This is a genomic window from Caballeronia sp. LZ033 (genome assembly GCF_031451265.1).
Classification (GTDB): Bacteria; Pseudomonadota; Gammaproteobacteria; order Burkholderiales; family Burkholderiaceae; genus Caballeronia.
Map to the genome: position 1 here is coordinate 3,140,765 of NZ_JARUXQ010000001.1, position 16,707 is coordinate 3,157,471.

Here is a 16,707-nt window from a genome sequence, read left to right on the forward strand (position 1 = left end):
GTTTTCCCCTCTGTTCGCGTCATCGTCGCGCCCCCGGATAGTCAACAATTCAGCCTATCGAAAAAGGCAGGATTTCATGGCTATCACCTTCATCGTTTTCCACGGTCAGCGCTTCGTCGATGTCCTTGCGGGCATCGCGGGCAAGCGTCTCAAGCAGTTCGTCGGCGGGAGCAAGTAATGCGGGTCAGTCGCAACATCGTGCGCGGCGTGAAGCTCGCGCTTCCGGTCGTGATCGGTCTGATGCCGTATCTCGCCTTCGCACAAAGCACGGCGGGTCTCCCCGCGTTCAACACCAGCCCCGGCCCGAACGGCGGCACGACCTATTCGCTCAGCGTGCAGACAATGCTGCTGCTGACGATGCTCTCGTTCCTCCCCGCGATGGTCCTGATGATGACGAGCTTCACGCGCATCATCATCGTGCTGTCGCTGCTGCGCCAGGCGCTCGGCACGACGAGCACGCCGCCGAACCAGGTGCTCGTCGGCCTCGCGCTGTTCCTCTCGTTCTTCGTGATGTCGCCGGTGCTCGACAAGGCCTACAACGACGCCTACAAGCCCTTCTCCGAAGGCCAGATCACGATGGATCAGGCCATGACGCGCGGCGTCGCGCCGTTCAAGCAGTTCATGCTGAAGCAGACCCGCGAGGCGGATCTCGCGCTGTTCGCCCGCATCTCGCACGCCGCGCCGATGAACGGCCCCGAGGACGTGCCGCTGTCGCTGCTGGTGCCTTCGTTCGTCACGAGCGAGCTGAAGACCGGCTTCCAGATCGGTTTCACGATCTTCATCCCGTTCCTGATCATCGACATGGTGGTGGCGAGCGTGCTGATGTCGATGGGCATGATGATGGTGTCGCCCACCACGATCGCGCTGCCGTTCAAGCTGATGTTGTTCGTGCTCGTCGACGGCTGGCAGTTGCTGATCGGCTCGCTCGCGCAGAGCTTCGTTTCCTGAGGATCGACAGATGACGCCCGAATCCGTCATGACGATGGCCCATCAGGCGATGTATGTCGCCTTGTTGCTGGCCGCGCCGCTGCTGCTGGTCGCGCTGGTCGTGGGTCTGGTGGTGAGCCTGTTCCAGGCCGCCACGCAGATCAACGAATCGACGCTCTCCTTCATTCCGAAGCTGATCGCGGTGGCGGTCACGCTGGTGATCGCCGGGCCCTGGATGCTCTCGACGCTGCTCGACTACATGCGTCACGTCTTCACCATCACGCCCGCGATCACGGGCTGAGCGCCTCGATGTTCTCCGTCACCTATGCGCAACTGAACGGCTGGCTCACGGCATTCCTGTGGCCGTTCGTGCGCATTCTCGCGCTGATTGGCACGGCGCCGGTGCTGAGCCACATGGCGATCCCGATGCGCGTGAAGATCGCGCTGGCCGCGTTCGTCGCGCTGATCATCGCGCCGACGCTCGGCGCCATGCCGCAGGTGACAGTGTTCTCGTCGGCGGGCATCTGGATCATCGTCAACCAGTTCCTGATTGGCGCGGCCATCGGCATGACGATGCAGGTTGCGTTCGCCGCTGTGGATGCGGCGGGCGAGTTCATCGGCCAGCAGATGGGCCTCGGCTTCGCGATGCTCTACGATCCGCGCGCCGGCGGCAATGCCGTGGTGGTGTCGCGCTATCTCAACACGCTGGCGATGCTCGCCTTCCTCGTCTTCGACGGCCATCTGCAGCTGGTCAGCGCGCTGGTCTCGACGTTCCAGAGCGTGCCGGTGGATGTGAACGTCGTGGCCTCGGCCGCGCATGCGCAAGGCTGGCGCGTGCTGGTGGGTTATGGCGCCAGCGTCTTCTCGACGGGCTTGCTGCTCGCGCTGCCGATCGTCGCCGCGCTGCTCACCGCCAATCTCGCGCTCGGCATTCTGAACCGGGCCGCGCCGCAAATCGGCATCTTCCAGGTCGGCTTTCCGGTGACCATGCTGGTCGGCTTGTTGCTGCTGCAACTCATGGTGCCGAACCTGATGCCCTTCTTTCAGCGCATCTTCGACGTGGGGCTCGGGCAAATCGGGCGAATCGCCGGCGCGATGCACTGACGCGCGCATCGACATGTTCCGGCTCATGCCGTCAGGCAACGATATCTCGGAATTCCCGTAACGCCTTCGACGTTGGATCGCTGTAGTCTGCCGCCTGACGAAATTTCTATCGTCCAATTCTTATAAGGAAGCAGTCATGCACCAACGTCATTCAGTCACGATGCAGAAGATCGATCGAAGCCAGCTTCACTATTCGCTGGTGTCGGGAGGCGCGGCGAAGACCATCAACGCCGTCACGCAAAGCAACATCGACGGGAACAACGTCATCGTGCTGCAGGGCGAAGTCTCTCGAGGCAATTCGAAATCCCGCGTCTGATCGCTCCCTGGTCCGGCAGGCGGGGTTAAGAGCGCACCCGCCTGTCGCGCGCCAATAAAAAAAAGAGCATCGCGCTTCCGCGATGCTCCTCAAGATCAAGGTCCGGCAAAAACCGCCCCAATCAACTCCCGATGTAATCGAACAACGACATCTTCTGGATCTGCGAGAACGCCATCTGGGCTGCTTGCAGCGAGGTCTGCGTCAGCTCGTACTGGCTGATCGCCGACACCAGGTCGATGCTCGTGAGATTGGCGATGTCGCTTGCCGTCTGCGTCTGGCTGGTCTGCATCGACGTCTGCGTCGATTGCACTTCCTGTTCACGCCCGCCCACGACCGTCTGCGCCGCCAGCACATTATTGAACGTGTTGTTGACCTTGGTTCCGGCCGTGCTCAATGCGTTCGTCAGCGCAGCTTGCGCGCCCGGCGTGCCGGTCGGCTGCTTGAGCGCCGCCACGATGTTGTCGAGCGTCGCGAAGATATCGTTGTTATCGGTGGCCGCCGGCTGCACGCTGAACGTGTCGCCGTCGCCCGGCGTGCCGTCGATGGTCACGCTCTGGCCGCCCAGCTTGATGTCCGTCTTGCCGGTATAAGCCACGTTGGTCGGCAGCGTGTTGTCGGGCGGCGTGGATTCGACCGAATAGGTCGTCGTGCCGTCCGTTTGCGACACCGCGAAGGTGATCTTGTATTGGCTCGCATTGCCGGCGTTGCTGGCGTCGGTCACGCTCACCGCGCTGACCGTGCCGGTACCGGTGTTCTGGCTGCCGGCGCTCGAGACGGGATCGCTTTCCGTCGGCGAGACGCTCTGGAAAATCGACACGCCCGTGTCGCCCACCGAAATCGAACGGCCTTCGCTGATCTGCACCGAGCGCTGGCCGAAGTCGCCCGAATAGGTCGTGCCGACGCCCGACGAATTGTTGGTGAACGGCGCCGTGCTGCCCTTCAGGCCGGAGAAGATGTAGTTGCCGTTGCTGTCCGTGGTGTTCGCGAGACCGAAGAGCTGGTCGCGCAAGCCCTGGATCGCGGTCGCGACCGAGGTGCGGTCCGCATCGGTGAGCGAACCGTCGCCGGCCTGCACGATCTTGGTCTGGATGCTTTGCAGGACCGTGCTCACGGTGCCGAGCGTGGAGTCTTCCTGTTGCAGCGAGGACAGCGCGGTCGTCTGGTTCGTGCTGTATTGCGCGAGCGCGCCGCTCTTCAGGGTCAGCTGCACGGCCTGGGCGGCGCCGAGCGGATCGTCGGACGCCGTGAGGATGCGCTTGCCCGACGAGATCTGCTGATACATCGACGCGAGCGTGCTTTGCTGGTCGCTCATCGAAGCGACGTTCATGTTGAAGTACTGGGAACTGGAAATACGCATTGCGTTTGCCTCAGTTGAACATGCCGAGCAGCGACTGGAACAGCGTCGCGGCGGTCTGGATCACCTTGCTGTTCGCTTGATAGAGCTGCTGATACTGAATCAGGTTGGCCGCTTCCTCGTTCAGGTTCACGCCCTGCACCGATTGCTGCGCCGTCGTGGCTTGCGAGAGCAGCGCGGTCTGCGCCGTGCTCGTCGCCTTGAGCTGGTTGGTCTGGTTGCCGATCGTGTTCACGTAGTTCGCGTACGAGCTCGTGAGCGTGTCGGTGCCGCCGTTGAACGACTTGGTCGAGACCAGGTTGGACATCGCGAGCGCGTTGCTGCCGTCGCTCGTGCCGCCCTTGTTCTGCGCGATCGTGAACGCGTCGTTGTCCTTCGGCGTGCCGCTGATGGTGGCGGAGATGCCGTTCGCCGTGACCGTCATGCCGTTCGACGCGTTGTACGGAATGGTCGTGCCCGCCGTGTAGCTGGTGCCGCCGACCGTCACATCGACGCTCGACGTGAAGCCGCCCGCCGACGCGCTGTACGTGAGCTTGATGTCCGACGGCATCGAGTAGCCGGTCGTGACCGTCGCCGACGAGATCGTCGCCGTGCCGGTGTTCGAGCTGCCCGCCGAGGTCACCGCCGGCGAAGCCGCGGCCACTGCGGCGCCGTTGGTCGTCGTGAGCTTGAACGCGTCGAGTGCGGCGCGCGTCGGCTGGATCGTGAACGAGTCGCCCTGCTTCACATCGGCGGCGGCCGGCACGGTGATCTTCAGGCCGTTGATGGTCTTGTCGGTGCCGGGATCGATCGTGCCGAGCGAATTGCCGGTCGCCGGATCGGTCACGTTGAAGGTGGTGCCGTTGTAGGTGACGGCGAAGTCGTTGGTCGGCGGCTGCGTGCCGTCGACGATCGACGCGCTCACGGTGCCCGTGCCCTGGTTGCGCGCGTTGGTCACGATGTTCGGGCTGCCGGCCGCGAACAGGTCCGTGCCCTGGACACCGTTGAGGTCGAGGCCGAGCTTGTTCTGGCTGTTCAGCTGGCTGCTGAAGCTCGTGGCGATGGCGCCGAGCTGCGCTTCGGCCGGGTCGAGGGTCTGCGAGCGGAACGAAATGAGGCCGCCGACCACGCCGCCCGTTAGGGCCGAATCGTCGATGTACTGGGTGTTCGCGGGCGTCTGCGGCGAACCGTCGCGGCTCTGGAAGGCGACGGTCAGCTCGCTCGGATCCGACGGCGAATTCACCGTTTGCAAGCCGTATTGCGTATTGCCGACGACGAGCGGCTGCCCGTTGCCGATGAACACGTTGTAGCTGTTGCCTTGCGACACGACCTGCACGCCGATCATCGAACTGAGGTTCGTGACGAGCTGATCGCGCTGGTCGAGCAACTGGTTCGGCTGCTGGCCGCCCGCCGTGGCGACGTCGATCTGCTTGTTGAGATCCGCGATCTGCTGCGAGTAGCTGTTGATCTGCGAGACCGCGCTCGTCAGCTGCGTGTTGACGCTCTGGCGCAGCTGGTCGTATTGCTCGCCCGCCGAATTGATCTGGTCGGCGAGCGTCTGCGCGCTGCTCATCAGCGACTGACGCACGGCGGTGCTGCTCGCCGAGTTCGCGACGGACTGCAGGCCGGAGAAGTAATTGGTGATGCCCGTTGCGATGCCCTTGGTCGGATCGCCCACGAGATTGTTGAGCTGCGAGATCAGCGAGTAGTACGTGCTCGCCGCGCTGCTCGACGCCTGCGTGTTGTTGACCTGGGTCGTCAGGTACTGGCTGTATTGACGCGTGACGGTCGTCGCCTGCACGCCATTGCCGAGATAGCCGGAACCGGTGTATTGGCCGGCCGCTTCCTGATACTGGACCTTTTCGAGCGTATAGCCGGGCGTCGCGGCATTGCTGATGTTCTGACCCGTCGTCGTCAGGCCCCACTGGGCCGCATTCAGACCCGAAAGACCAATGCTGAAAATATTATTGGACATGCGTGAATCCTGTTGAGGCGGCGTGGAATCGAGCGCTGCCGCATGATTGCCTTGTATATCGGCCGGACGCCGAGGAAATTGAGCTTCACGCGTGGCTCGCATCGGGTTATCGGAGTGATCTTGAATTCGATGCAAACGCTGGACGCTTGTCGCGATGGGAAATTATCGACGGCCGATGTCAATCGCTATTGAGCGAAGAGCGCGGGGTTTACAGGTCAATTCTGCTGATTCGACGTGCGGTCGTTCAGATGGCCCATGAAAGACGATGCCCCTGGGCAAGACGGCAGTTGCCTGCCGCCCCGCACAGGGGCATGGAGCTGAATTACTCAGCCAGTTACGCCGCGAACGCGTTACTTCGCCAGCGAGCGCCGCTTCATCTCGAGCTGCGTGATCAGCCGTTGCAGCGTGTTTTCCGCCGATCCCGGCATCGACGTGAACTTGAAGCCGATCGTATAGCGGCGATCACCCTTGGGCGTCGTCGATTCGCGATGCGACACCAGCATCATGTCCAGCGTGACCTTGCCGTTCGCGCTGAAATGCAGTTCGGCATCTTCCAGCACGATGCCCATCTCCAGTCCCGCGACACGCTCATCCGTCGTGCGCAGCGCGACGCCGCCCAGCGAAAGGTCGTGCACCTCGAAGCGGAAACGCTCCCCGTCCGGAAGCACGCCCGTGCAGATGTAAGGATCGAGCACCGGCGCTTCGACGCGGAAGTACTCGCGCCGCTGCATGTAGTAGAGCACCGTGGGGAACTCGACTTCGAACGCGGGCCGGCCGTCGAAGACGGTTTCGCGCGGCCGGGCCGTGGTGAACTCGACGCGCACGCCTTCGGGCGCCGCATGAAAAACGAGCTTTTGTGCCGCCAGCACGCCGCGATTCTGTTCCGCGACGCCGCCCCAGTCGAAGGTGAAGCGATGCGCCGTCACATCGACGTCAAGCAGGCGGGTGACGATCTGGCCGTCGCCGTATTGCGCGGTGAGGAAGTCACCACGATTGGCGAGATTGCGCAGCGCAACGCCGATTTCCAGCGGATTGCGCCGTCCGAAATCAACGATCGGTGCAACATCATCGTCGGCAACGTCATGTTTTTGATTGGTGTTCATGGTGCTGGCCGTATTCTCTGTGCTCGCGCATTGCCCTTATCCCCGAACGCCGCGCGTCGCTCCAGGCCCCTATTGGTCCGGAACTTCGATTATTCAGGTTAGCGGCTTGCAGTTTTAAAAGTTTAGGGTTTGCCGGCGCAAAAAGTATGTGGTGCGCCGTCCCTTCGAACGTAAAACGTTTGCCGTCGCCCCAAGGCCGAACAATTGCATCTCGCCAGGATGTATACGGCAAACGCCGCCTTCCCAGCAAGAAGGCGGCCGCAACCATCGGGTGATTGAGCGCGAAGCCGCGCCCTGTTGCGTCAGACGATCTGTCGCATGATCGAGATGAGTTTCTTCGCGTATTGCGGATCGGTCGCGTAACCCGCCTTCTGCATGCCGTGCGCGAAGCCGGCCACGTCGCGGGACGCCTGGATCACCGGCGCGTAACGCGGGTTGGTGCTGATGACGCTGGCGTAGTCGGTCAGCGCGTGCTCGTATGAATCGTAGGCGCGGAACTTCTCCACGACCTTCTGCGGCCGGCCGTTCACGTATTCGGTCGTGACGGCATTGACCGTCTTGCCAGTCCAGTCCTTCGTCGCCTTGATGCCGAAGATGTTGTGGCTCGTCGAGCCGTCGGCGGCCTTGATCTCGCGCTTGCCCCAGCCGGATTCCAGCGCCGCCTGACCGATGATGAAGCGCGCCGGAATGCCCGTCGCCGCGCTCGCGGCCTGCGCCGGCGCAGCCAGACGGTCGACGAACGCATTGACCTTGTCCGAACCGTTGCCGCGCGCGGGCGGTTCGAGCGAATCCGCCGCCGAGTAGCCGCGGCCGGCGAGCGTGCTGTTCTTGTTGGCTTGCGCCGCCGCATACGCCTTCGCCATGGCGTTCATGGCCGCGAGATTGCCCGCGTTGGCATCGAGATCGCCGCCGCCCGACATGCCGCCGAGCGCCTGCATCGCGTTCATGGAGCCTGCCGCGCCGGCGCCGCCCGCGGCGTTCGCGCCGGTCTGCGTGCCGGAATTGCGCATGAGCTGCTTGAGCATCATGTCCGCGACGCCAATGCCCTTCGACGACATCTGCTGCGAAAGCTGCTGGTCGAGCATCGACGTGAACGACTTCGTATCGTTCGATTCGAACGGGCTGTCGGAAGGCGTCGCATCGCGCATGCTTTTCAGCATCATCTGCGTGAAGACGGCGTCGAACTGCTTCGCTGCTTCCTTGAGTCCCTGCTGCGGATTCGCGCCGGCCTGCGCGCGCAATGCGTCGAAACCTTGCGTGTCGAGCGCGAAACGGTTCGAGAGATTCGAGAGTCCGCCGCTCGTATCGGTCGATGCCAGCGCGCTGCTGGCGATTCCGTTCGGGTTCGCGTTCATGGGTTCTTATTCGTTATTAGATGATTTCGAGGTCGGCGCGCAGGGCGCCGGCGGCCTTCATCGATTGAAGGATCGAGATGAGGTCGGCCGGCGTCGCGCCGAGCGCGTTGAGCGCCTTGACGACTTCGGCGAGATTCGCGCCTGCGTTCAGCATCTTGAGCGCGCCGCTGTCCTGCTTGAGCTGGATCGACGACTCCTTCGCCGCCACCGTCTGCCCGTTCGAGAAGGCATTCGGCTGGCTCACTGCCGTCTTCGTGTTGATGACGACCGACAGATTGCCGTGCGCCACGGCGCAGTTCTGCAGCGTGACCATCTGGTTCATGACGATGGAGCCGGTGCGCGCGTTCAGGATCACCTTCGCGGCGGCCTGCGCCGGATGCACGTCGATGTTCTGCAACTGCGCCATGAAGGACACTTGCTGGCTCGGGTCCTGCGGCGCGCGCAACTGGATGGTGCGGCCGTCGAGCGCGAGCGCCGTGCCCGCGCCGAACAGGTTGTTGACCGCAGCGACGATGCGCTGCGTCGTGTCGAAGTCCATTTCACGCAGTTCCATCTGCATGACGCCGCCCTGCTGCTGCAATGCCGAAGGCACCGCCCGCTCGACGATCGCGCCCGCCGAGATGCGGCCCACCGCCAGCTGGTTCACCTGGACCTTGCTGCCGTTCGCGCTCGCGCCCGCGCCGCCGACGACGAGGTTGCCCTGCGCCATCGCATACACCTGGCCATCGGCGCCCTTCAGCGGCGACATCAGCAAGGTGCCGCCGCGCAGGCTCTTGGCATTGCCGAGCGAGGACACCGTGACGTCGATCGCTTCGCCGGGGCGCGCGAACGGCGGCAGCGTCGCGGTCACCATCACGGCGGCGACGTTCTTCAACTGCATGTTCTGCGTGGTGGCCGAGTTCACCGTGATGCCCAGGTTGCCGAGCATGTTGGTGAGCGACTGCGTCGTGAACGGCGTCTGCATGGTCTGGTCGCCGGTGCCGTCGAGGCCGACGACGAGACCATAGCCGATCAGCGGGTTGTCGCGCACGCCCTGGAACGAGACGAGGTCCTTGAGACGTTCGGCATGCGCGTGCGGCACGGCGCCGAGCGCGACGACGGCCGCAGCGAGCGAGAACGAGATGAAGCGAAGAAGCGGATTCATGATCAGAACGGCGCGACGTTGAGGAAGAAGCGTTGGAGCCAGCCCATGTTCTCCGCTTCGTCGATGTAACCCTTCGCCGAGTATTCGATCTTCGCGTCGGCGACTTGCGTGGAGTAGACGGTGTTGCTGCCCGAGATGGTCGTCGGGTTGACGACGCCCGAGAAGCGCACGAATTCGTTGCCCTGGTTGATGAGCATCTGCTTCTCGCCGCTCACCATCAGGTTGCCGTTGGGCAGGACCTCCGTGACGGTCACGGTCAGCGTGCCGCTGAACGTGTTGGCCGCGCTGGCGCCGCCCGTTGCGGTGAACTTGTTGGCGCCGGTGGCCGAGAGCGTCGTGTTGTTGAACAGGCCGCCGAAGATGCCCGGCGTGGTCGGCACGGCGAACGACGCGTTGCTGCCGCGGTTGGTGTTCGCCGCCGAGGACTTTGTCGCGTTGACGTTTTCCGAGATCACGATGGTCAGGATGTCGCCCATGTTGCGCGGCCGCTGGTCTTCGAACAGCGGGCGGCCTGCATAGCCGGCGTTGTAGATCGCGCCGGGCGAACGCGTGCCGGTGGGCGGCTGCGGCGGACGCGCGGTCATCGGCTGCTGGATGATCGGCTCTTTCGGCACGAGGCCGCATGCGCCGAGCGCCGCGCCGAAGGCGGCAACCGTGGCGAGGCGCGAGGCATGGAGCGAAGCGCGCGCGATGAGGTGAAGTGACGACATCGTGATAACTCGTATGAAGCGAAAGATGCGTCAGTGTGACGTCATCTTTCCGATTCTCATCCGTCGAATAAAGGGGTTAAACCTGCATTTGCGAGAGCGTCTGCAACATCTGGTCGGACGTGGTCACGGCCTTGCTGTTGATTTCGTACGCGCGCTGGGTCTGGATCATGTTGACCAGTTCCTGCACCACGTTGACGTTCGACGCTTCCACATAGCCTTGCTGCAACGAGCCCGCGCCGTTCAGGCCCGGTTGCGACACGTTCGGCGCGCCCGAGCTGCCCGTCTCCGAGAACAGGTTCTCGCCGCGCGCTTCGAGGCCGGCCGGATTGATGAAGGTCGCGAGCTGGATCGCGCCGACCGTCGTGCTGGCCGACGTGCCCGACTGCGTGATCGACACCGTGCCGTCCGAACCGATCGTGATCGACGTCGCGTTCTGCGGAATCGTGATCGCCGGATTCACCTGATAGCCGCTCGACGTGACCAGCTGGCCCTGCGCATTCGTCTGGAACGAGCCGTCGCGCGTGTAGGCGGTCGTGCCGTCGGGCATCGTCACCTGGAAGAAGCCCTGGCCGTTGATCGCGACGTCCTTCGAGTTGCCGGTCTGCTGCAGGTTGCCCTGCGTGTACAGCCGTTCCGTCGCGATCTGCTGCACGCCGGTGCCGAGCTGCACGCCCGAGGCGAGTTCGGTCTGTTGCGTCGAATTCGCGCCTGGCTGGCGGGTGGTCTGGTACAGCAGGTCCTCGAACACCGCGCGCGAACCCTTGAAGCCGTTCGTGCTCACGTTGGCGAGGTTGTTCGAGATGGTGTCCATCTGCGCCTGCTGCGCATTCATGCCGGTCGCGGCGATGTAGAGAGAGCGATTCATGTTCTTTCGTGTCCTGTGGTGCTGGCGTGCGCCGCTTAGCTGAAGTTGAGCAGCTTGTTGGCCGACTGTTCGTTCTGGTCGGCCGATTCCATCAGCTTCGTCTGCATCTGGAATTGCCGGGCGTTGGTGATCATCGAGACCATCGCGGAAACCGGGTTCACGTTGCTGCCCTCGAGCGCGCCGCCGGCCACGACGACATTCGGGTCCGCGTCGGCGGGATCGCCGGTCGCGGTGCGGAATAGCCCGTCGTCGCCGCGCGTGAGCGTCGCCGGATCGGGATTGACGAGCTTCAGCTGATCCACCACCGCGATCGCCGTCGGCGGGTCGCCCGGAATCAGCGCCGAGATCGTGCCGTCATGACCGATTGTCACTTCGGCGCCCGGCGGGATCGACAGCGGACCGCTGTTGCCGATCACCGGCAGGTTGCTCGCGTTGACGAGCTGGCCGTTCTGATCCACGTGCAGGTTGCCCGCGCGCGTGTAGGCCTCGCTGCCGTCCGCCGCCTGCACGGACAGCCAGCCCTGGCCCTGGATCGCGACATCCAGCGGATTGCCGGTCTGCTGGACCGGCCCCGCCGAGTAGTCCGCGGTGGGCGTCGACGAGAGCACGAAGGTGCGCGTCGAGCCGTCGGCGGACTGGTTCTCGAACGACATCGGCACCTGGCGGAACGCAGCGAGTTGCGCCTTGAAACCCGTGGTCGACGTGTTCGCGAGGTTGTTCGCCACGACGGCCTGTTGTTCGAGCGCCTGGCTGGCGCCGGTCATCGCGGTGTAGATCAGACGGTCCATGAATCGCTTCCTTCGAGCCTATGCGTGCGCTGCTTACAGGTTGATCAGCGTCTGGTCGACGGTCTGCTGCGTCTTGATCGTCTGCGCGTTCGCCTGATAGTTGCGCTGCGCGGTGATCAGGTTCACGAGCTCGCTCGTCAGGTCCACGTTGGAGTTCTCCACCGCGCCGCCCTGCAGCGTGCCGTGGTTGGTCGAGCCGGGCACGGCGATTTGCGCCGCGCCCGACGCGGCCGTCTGCGCGTACACGTTGCCGCCCAGGTTTTGCAGGCCGTTCTGGTTGTTGAAGTTGGCGATGGCGATCTGGCCGAGGGCCTTGGTTTCACCGTTCGAATAGTTGCCCGTCAGCATGCCGTCGGTGCCGACCGTAAAGCCCGTCAGTTCGCCCGTGCTGTTGCCGTCCTGGTGCAGATTCGTGATGCCGCTCTTGGCGCCGTACTGGGTCGTGCCGGTCAGGTCGAGCGTCAGGGTCTGCGTGCTGTTGCCGGTCGGATCCGCGCCGTTGGGGATCGTGAAGGTGAACTGCCCCTTGTTGGCCGAGGTTACGCCGCCTGCGGTGTTCGCAGCCGTGCCGGTCAACGTGCCGGTGGAATCGAACGACACTGCGCCGAGATCCGTTGTCTGCGAGACAGGGTCGCCGTAGCCCGCATAGGCTTCCCACGTGCCGGTCTGGGTCTTCGTGAAGTACACGGACACTTTCTGCGTGCCGCCCAGCGTGTCGTACACATCCACCGAAGTCGATTCGTTGTAGGTGTTGCCGTTGGTCGGATCGAAGTTGAGCGTCTGGTTCGTGTCCTGCGAGTTCAGGTTGAACGCGGCCGTGATGCTCTTCGTCGCGGTCGGCTGGATGTTCGCCGTCGGCACCGACAGGGGAACCGTGCTCGCGCTGTTGACCACGCCGGACGAATCCGCCGCATAGCCCATCAGTTGCAGGCCCGCCGAGTTGACGATCTTGCCGCTGTCATCGAGGTGGAACACGCCGTTGCGCGAGTACACCACCGAGCCGTTGTTCGACAGCTGATAGAAACCGTTGCCGTTGATGGCGACATCGAGTGCCTGGTTGGTCGTCGTGATCGTGCCTTGCGAGAACTGCTGCTGCACTTCCGCCAGACGCGTGCCGATACCGATCTGGTTGCTGACGGCCGTGGCCATCGAGTTGGCGTACATGTCGGCGAACTGCGCCGAGCCCTGCTTGAAGCCGACCGTGTTCGAGTTGGCGATGTTGTTGCCGATGACGTCGAGGTCGCTCGATGCGGCGCCCAGACCGCTCAGTGCCTGTTGATAGCTCATGTGTTTCTCCGTGACGAGTTCGCGCTCGTCCTAAAAATTGAATTTAAAGAATCGAGGCGACGCTCGAGAGCGCCACGGTGGAACCGTTCGAAAGCTTGAGGCCCGGCGCGCCGCCGGACATCTGCACGACGCTCTGGACCTGCGCGGCCGACAGCGTCGTGGCCGTGGCCTGCTGGCCGTTGATCGTGCCTTGCGCGGTGATCGTGTAGGAGCCGTCGGCGAGCGTGGCGCCCTTCGAATCGACCGGCGTCCAGCCCGTCACCGGCACGACGCCCGCGCCCTGCGCGCCGAGGTCGAGCGTGTTGACGATCTGGCCCGAGGCGTTCTTCACGACGATCTGCAGGTCGCTCACATCGTTCGCCAGCTGCACGCCGAAGCTCGACGACTTGCCGCTCGCCACCGTCACGTCGCTGCCGGAGGACAGCACGTTGGAACCGATCAGCAGCGCGGCCTGCGTCTGCTGGCCAGCCGACAGCTGCGCGGCAAGCGACGACAGCGACGTATTCAACTGGCCGATGCCCGTCACCGTATTGATCTGTGCGAGCTGCGAGGTCATCTGCGAGCTGTCGGCGGGATTGGTGGGGTCCTGGTTCTTCAACTGCGTCACGAGCAGCGTGAGGAAGGTGTTCTGCAGGTCCGACGCCGATTGCGCGCCGGTCGCCGAGGTCGACGAAGACGTCGACGAACTCGACGACGCGCCGTTCATGGTGTCGAGCAGCGTCTGCGACACCGTGGTGCCGTTGCTGCCGATGGTTGTGCTGGTCGTCACGTTGCGTTCCTTGGATGTCTGTATCAGGTTCCGATGGTCAGGGTCTTGAGCATCAATTGTTTGGCGGTGTTGAGCGTTTCGACGTTCGCCTGGTAGGAACGCGACGCGGAAATCATGTTGACCATTTCCTGCACGGGGTCGACGTTGGGCAGCGTCACATAGCCGTCCGCGTTGGCCGCGGGGTTGCTGGGGTCGTAGCTGGTCTTCATCGGGCTCGGATCGTCGATCACGCCGGTCACCTGCACGCCGCCGACCTGCTGGCCCGACGCGGTGCGCGCGCCGCCGAGCGGATCGACCGCGAACACGACCTGCTTCGCCTTGTACGGCTGGCCGTCCGGGCCGGTCGTGCTGTCCGCGTTGGCGAGGTTCGACGCGGTGACGTTCAGGCGCTGCGCCTGGGCGGACATCGCCGAGCCGGCGACGTTGAAGATGTTCATCAAAGAGGGCATGGTCTTTCTCCTGTCGTGCTCAGCTGTTCGACGTGATCGCCGACAGCATCGACTTGATCTGCGACGACAGCACCGTCATGCCGGCTTCGAAGTGCAGCGCATTGTCGGCGAACTGCACGCGCTCGGCGTCGAGGTCCACGGTGTTGCCGTCCAGCGAAGGCTGGCTCGGCACGCGGTAGGCGAGCTTGCCGTAGTCGTCCGTCGAGCCGCCGGATGTGGCGAGCGTCGACGTGCCGCTCATGTGGCCTTGCGAAGTCACGGCCAGCGACGCGCTCGAGCTGAGGCTGACGGGCTGCGCCATCTTCAGCGTCGAGCTGTTCGACGCCGTGCCGTTCTGCTTCAGCGCGCCCGCGAGCGCGCTCGAGAATTCGACGTCGCGCGCCTTGTAGCCGGGGGTGTCGGCGTTGGCAATGTTCGACGACAGCAATTCCTGCCGGTACGCGCGCACGTCGAGCGCTTCACGGCCAAAGGCGAATTCCTTGTCGAGTCTGTCTAGCATTCCGGTTTCTCCTGTCGGCAGCGCCGAGGCCTTTTTGCATGACACGCATCTTAGGAGCGGCGCACAAGAACTAATCCGACGAATAACCGGGAAACGCGGCCTCTATTCGACGCTTGCACGCGCCCGCCGATATCTAGAATGCGTTTCGTGGCCGATGGCGGGCGTGCTGTGCTTCCCGTCCGGTTCCAGGAAGTTGCCGTGCAGTGCGCGGCTCGATTTATTCAGGCAATGCCGCGTTCAGTGCGCGGCGTCAGGGAGAGAAGGGATGAGCAGGTCCGCCAAGCGTGCATCGAACCCTACGGCTCGCGCCGCAGCGACGTTCACGCGCCGCACGCTGTGCGGGCTGGCGGGCGTCTCGCTACTGATGGCCGTCGCGGCGGGCGCATCCGCGCAGCAAAGCGACGGCATGATCGTCATTCCCGGCAATGCCGAGACCAATCCCGCCGCGGCCGCCGACATGGCGAAGAACCTGGCGCCTGCCGCGCGGGTTTCGACGCCCGCGCCCTTGAGCGCCAGCGGTTATCGCGCAGCGACTCGCGCCGCCGACGCCGCGATGCGCAACGCCGCGCTCGAACTGGAAGCCCACGCCGACGCCGCCGACGATTCCATGAACGACGCCGGCATGATCGTGATTCCCGGACCGGGCGAAGCGAAGCCGGCGGCCGCCGCCGCTCCCGTTGCGACGCGCGTCGCGGCTCCGGCGCTTGCCAAGGCGCCCGCTGTGGCCGCCTCGCGCGACGTGATGCCGGTAGTCGTCACGCGCGATGACGCCGCGGCTGGCCGAGCCGTCAATCCGCGACCGGTTGCGGCCGGCGTGGCGACGCCCGTCGCAGGGGCAGCCGCTTCGCCGATGCAGCGCGTCAGCTTCAAGCCTGCCGCCGCAGCGGCACCCGCGGCAGCGACGCTTCCGCCCGCGCCCGGCGCGCCCGCCACGATGCAGGACGGCGAGTCGATTCGCGCGGCCGCGCTGAACTTCCTCCAGCAACAGGCAGCCGGCTTGCCCGGCAAGGTCGACATCACGGTCACGCCGGTGTTCCCGCGCGGCCTGGCCGCGTGTTCGTCGCTCGATCCGTTCATGCCGACCGGCGCGCGCCTCTGGGGCCGCATGACGGTCGGCGTGCGCTGCGTCGGCGAACGGCCGTGGACGCTGTATGTCCAGGCGCGCGTGTCGGTCAACGCCACTTACTATCTGGCCGCGCGTGCGATCGCGCCCGGCGAAGTGCTGACCAACGCCGATCTGATCGCCCGCGACGGCGACCTCACCGCGATGCCGCAGGCCATCGTCACCGATCCGGCGCAAGCTGTCGGCGCAGTGGCGCTGTCGCGTGTGCCGGCAGGTTTGCCGCTGCGCACCGACATGCTGCGCGCCGCGAGTTCGGTGTCGATCGGACAGACCGTGCATGTGGTCACGGGCGGCGCCGGCTTTTCCATTTCCGCCGACGGCACCGCGATGAACAACGCGGCGCCCGGCCAGCAAGTACGGGTGAAAACTGCCGGTGGCCAGATCATCACCGGCGTCGTGAAGGACAGCCAGACGGTGGAAGTGTCCCTCTGAAGAGGGCGGTTTGCGCGATGTGTTCGGTCCCCCACGTATGTTTCATTTTGTTGCAATTCGCGTCGATGCCCGCTGCATAAGGGTTTCCGGGCGATGAGCACGGCGAACACCAGTTGGCGCTCCTGAGGCAGGGTCAAGTTTTCGGGCACCCTGACCGATAAAGGACTCAACACGTTCGGGAATGGACATCGTGAAAATCGAATCGAATAGCAACACCACTCTGGCAGGCCTTCAAGACACCCTGCAGCGCGCGTCGCAGAACGACGCCAAAGGTGCCGCGAGCACCGTGCAACAAGCGGGCGCAAACCCGGCAACGAATTCGAAAGTGAGCTTGTCGTCCTTGTCGACGGACCTGCGCGCATCGAACGGCTCGGACATCGATACGGCGAAAGTCGAGTCGATCAAGGCCGCGATCCGCGACGGCAGCCTGACGATGGACCCGGCCAAGATCGCCGACGGCATTCTGAGCACGGCGCGCGATCTGCTGCAAACGAGAACCCCGCCGACCGGCGGCTGAACGCAGTGAGC

18 protein-coding genes are annotated in these 16,707 nt (G+C 64.3%); 6 read left to right on the forward strand and 12 right to left on the reverse strand.

The window, feature by feature from the left end:
- Nucleotides 1-240 precede the first annotated feature (240 nt).
- From fliP to QCE62_RS14715, 4 genes are all read left to right on the forward strand, one after another.
- On the forward strand, nt 241-948 hold the full coding sequence (gene fliP / locus QCE62_RS14700) for a flagellar type III secretion system pore protein FliP (protein WP_409017857.1): 708 nt from the start codon (nt 241-243) through the stop codon (nt 946-948).
- Between the two features lie 10 nt (nt 949-958).
- Nucleotides 959-1,228, forward strand: a complete 270-nt coding sequence (fliQ, locus tag QCE62_RS14705; protein ID WP_008352562.1) for a flagellar biosynthesis protein FliQ — start codon at nt 959-961, stop codon at nt 1,226-1,228.
- Nucleotides 1,229-1,236: 8 nt separating this feature from the next.
- Nucleotides 1,237-2,031 (forward strand): flagellar biosynthetic protein FliR, encoded by a 795-nt coding sequence (fliR, locus tag QCE62_RS14710; RefSeq protein ID WP_309919128.1) that lies wholly within the window; start codon nt 1,237-1,239, stop codon nt 2,029-2,031.
- Nucleotides 2,032-2,167: 136 nt separating this feature from the next.
- Nucleotides 2,168-2,347, forward strand: coding sequence for a hypothetical protein (locus tag QCE62_RS14715; protein WP_309919131.1), 180 nt, complete (start codon nt 2,168-2,170; stop codon nt 2,345-2,347).
- A 121-nt stretch (nt 2,348-2,468) separates the two neighbouring features.
- Here the strand turns inward: QCE62_RS14715 and flgL are convergent, their stop codons facing one another.
- From flgL to flgB, 12 genes are all read right to left on the reverse strand, one after another.
- Nucleotides 2,469-3,704 carry a flagellar hook-associated protein FlgL gene (flgL, locus tag QCE62_RS14720; RefSeq protein ID WP_309919134.1) on the reverse strand — a complete coding sequence of 412 codons (1,236 nt, stop codon included), beginning with the start codon at nt 3,702-3,704 and terminating at the stop codon, nt 2,469-2,471.
- A gap of 10 nt (nt 3,705-3,714) precedes the next feature.
- Entirely contained in the window at nt 3,715-5,655 is a 1,941-nt protein-coding gene (gene flgK / locus QCE62_RS14725; RefSeq protein WP_309919137.1) for a flagellar hook-associated protein FlgK, read from the reverse strand.
- 350 nt (nt 5,656-6,005) lie between these two features.
- Nucleotides 6,006-6,758 (reverse strand): flagellar regulator YcgR PilZN domain-containing protein, encoded by a 753-nt coding sequence (locus QCE62_RS14730; RefSeq protein ID WP_309919140.1) that lies wholly within the window; start codon nt 6,756-6,758, stop codon nt 6,006-6,008.
- A 302-nt stretch (nt 6,759-7,060) separates the two neighbouring features.
- Nucleotides 7,061-8,113, reverse strand: a complete 1,053-nt coding sequence (flgJ, locus tag QCE62_RS14735; RefSeq protein WP_309919143.1) for a flagellar assembly peptidoglycan hydrolase FlgJ — start codon at nt 8,111-8,113, stop codon at nt 7,061-7,063.
- A 16-nt stretch (nt 8,114-8,129) separates the two neighbouring features.
- Nucleotides 8,130-9,257 (reverse strand): flagellar basal body P-ring protein FlgI, encoded by a 1,128-nt coding sequence (locus tag QCE62_RS14740; RefSeq protein ID WP_309919147.1) that lies wholly within the window; start codon nt 9,255-9,257, stop codon nt 8,130-8,132.
- 2 nt (nt 9,258-9,259) lie between these two features.
- Nucleotides 9,260-9,967, reverse strand: a complete 708-nt coding sequence (locus QCE62_RS14745; protein ID WP_309919150.1) for a flagellar basal body L-ring protein FlgH — start codon at nt 9,965-9,967, stop codon at nt 9,260-9,262.
- A 76-nt stretch (nt 9,968-10,043) separates the two neighbouring features.
- Nucleotides 10,044-10,832 carry a flagellar basal-body rod protein FlgG gene (gene flgG / locus QCE62_RS14750; RefSeq protein ID WP_309919153.1) on the reverse strand — a complete coding sequence of 263 codons (789 nt, stop codon included), beginning with the start codon at nt 10,830-10,832 and terminating at the stop codon, nt 10,044-10,046.
- A gap of 35 nt (nt 10,833-10,867) precedes the next feature.
- Nucleotides 10,868-11,620, reverse strand: coding sequence for a flagellar basal-body rod protein FlgF (gene flgF, locus QCE62_RS14755; protein WP_309810772.1), 753 nt, complete (start codon nt 11,618-11,620; stop codon nt 10,868-10,870).
- A 33-nt stretch (nt 11,621-11,653) separates the two neighbouring features.
- Nucleotides 11,654-12,907 (reverse strand): flagellar hook protein FlgE, encoded by a 1,254-nt coding sequence (gene flgE / locus QCE62_RS14760; protein WP_309919155.1) that lies wholly within the window; start codon nt 12,905-12,907, stop codon nt 11,654-11,656.
- Nucleotides 12,908-12,950: 43 nt separating this feature from the next.
- On the reverse strand, nt 12,951-13,676 hold the full coding sequence (locus tag QCE62_RS14765) for a flagellar hook assembly protein FlgD (protein ID WP_309919158.1): 726 nt from the start codon (nt 13,674-13,676) through the stop codon (nt 12,951-12,953).
- Between the two features lie 23 nt (nt 13,677-13,699).
- Nucleotides 13,700-14,125, reverse strand: coding sequence for a flagellar basal body rod protein FlgC (gene flgC / locus QCE62_RS14770; RefSeq protein WP_035499295.1), 426 nt, complete (start codon nt 14,123-14,125; stop codon nt 13,700-13,702).
- Nucleotides 14,126-14,144: 19 nt separating this feature from the next.
- Nucleotides 14,145-14,624, reverse strand: coding sequence for a flagellar basal body rod protein FlgB (gene flgB, locus QCE62_RS14775; protein ID WP_309919160.1), 480 nt, complete (start codon nt 14,622-14,624; stop codon nt 14,145-14,147).
- Nucleotides 14,625-14,889: 265 nt separating this feature from the next.
- Here flgB and flgA point away from each other — a divergent pair, with 265 nt between their 5' ends.
- Nucleotides 14,890-16,179, forward strand: a complete 1,290-nt coding sequence (gene flgA, locus QCE62_RS14780) for a flagellar basal body P-ring formation chaperone FlgA (RefSeq protein WP_309919162.1) — start codon at nt 14,890-14,892, stop codon at nt 16,177-16,179.
- A gap of 190 nt (nt 16,180-16,369) precedes the next feature.
- Entirely contained in the window at nt 16,370-16,696 is a 327-nt protein-coding gene (flgM, locus tag QCE62_RS14785; protein WP_404987363.1) for a flagellar biosynthesis anti-sigma factor FlgM, read from the forward strand.
- Nucleotides 16,697-16,707 lie beyond the last annotated feature (11 nt).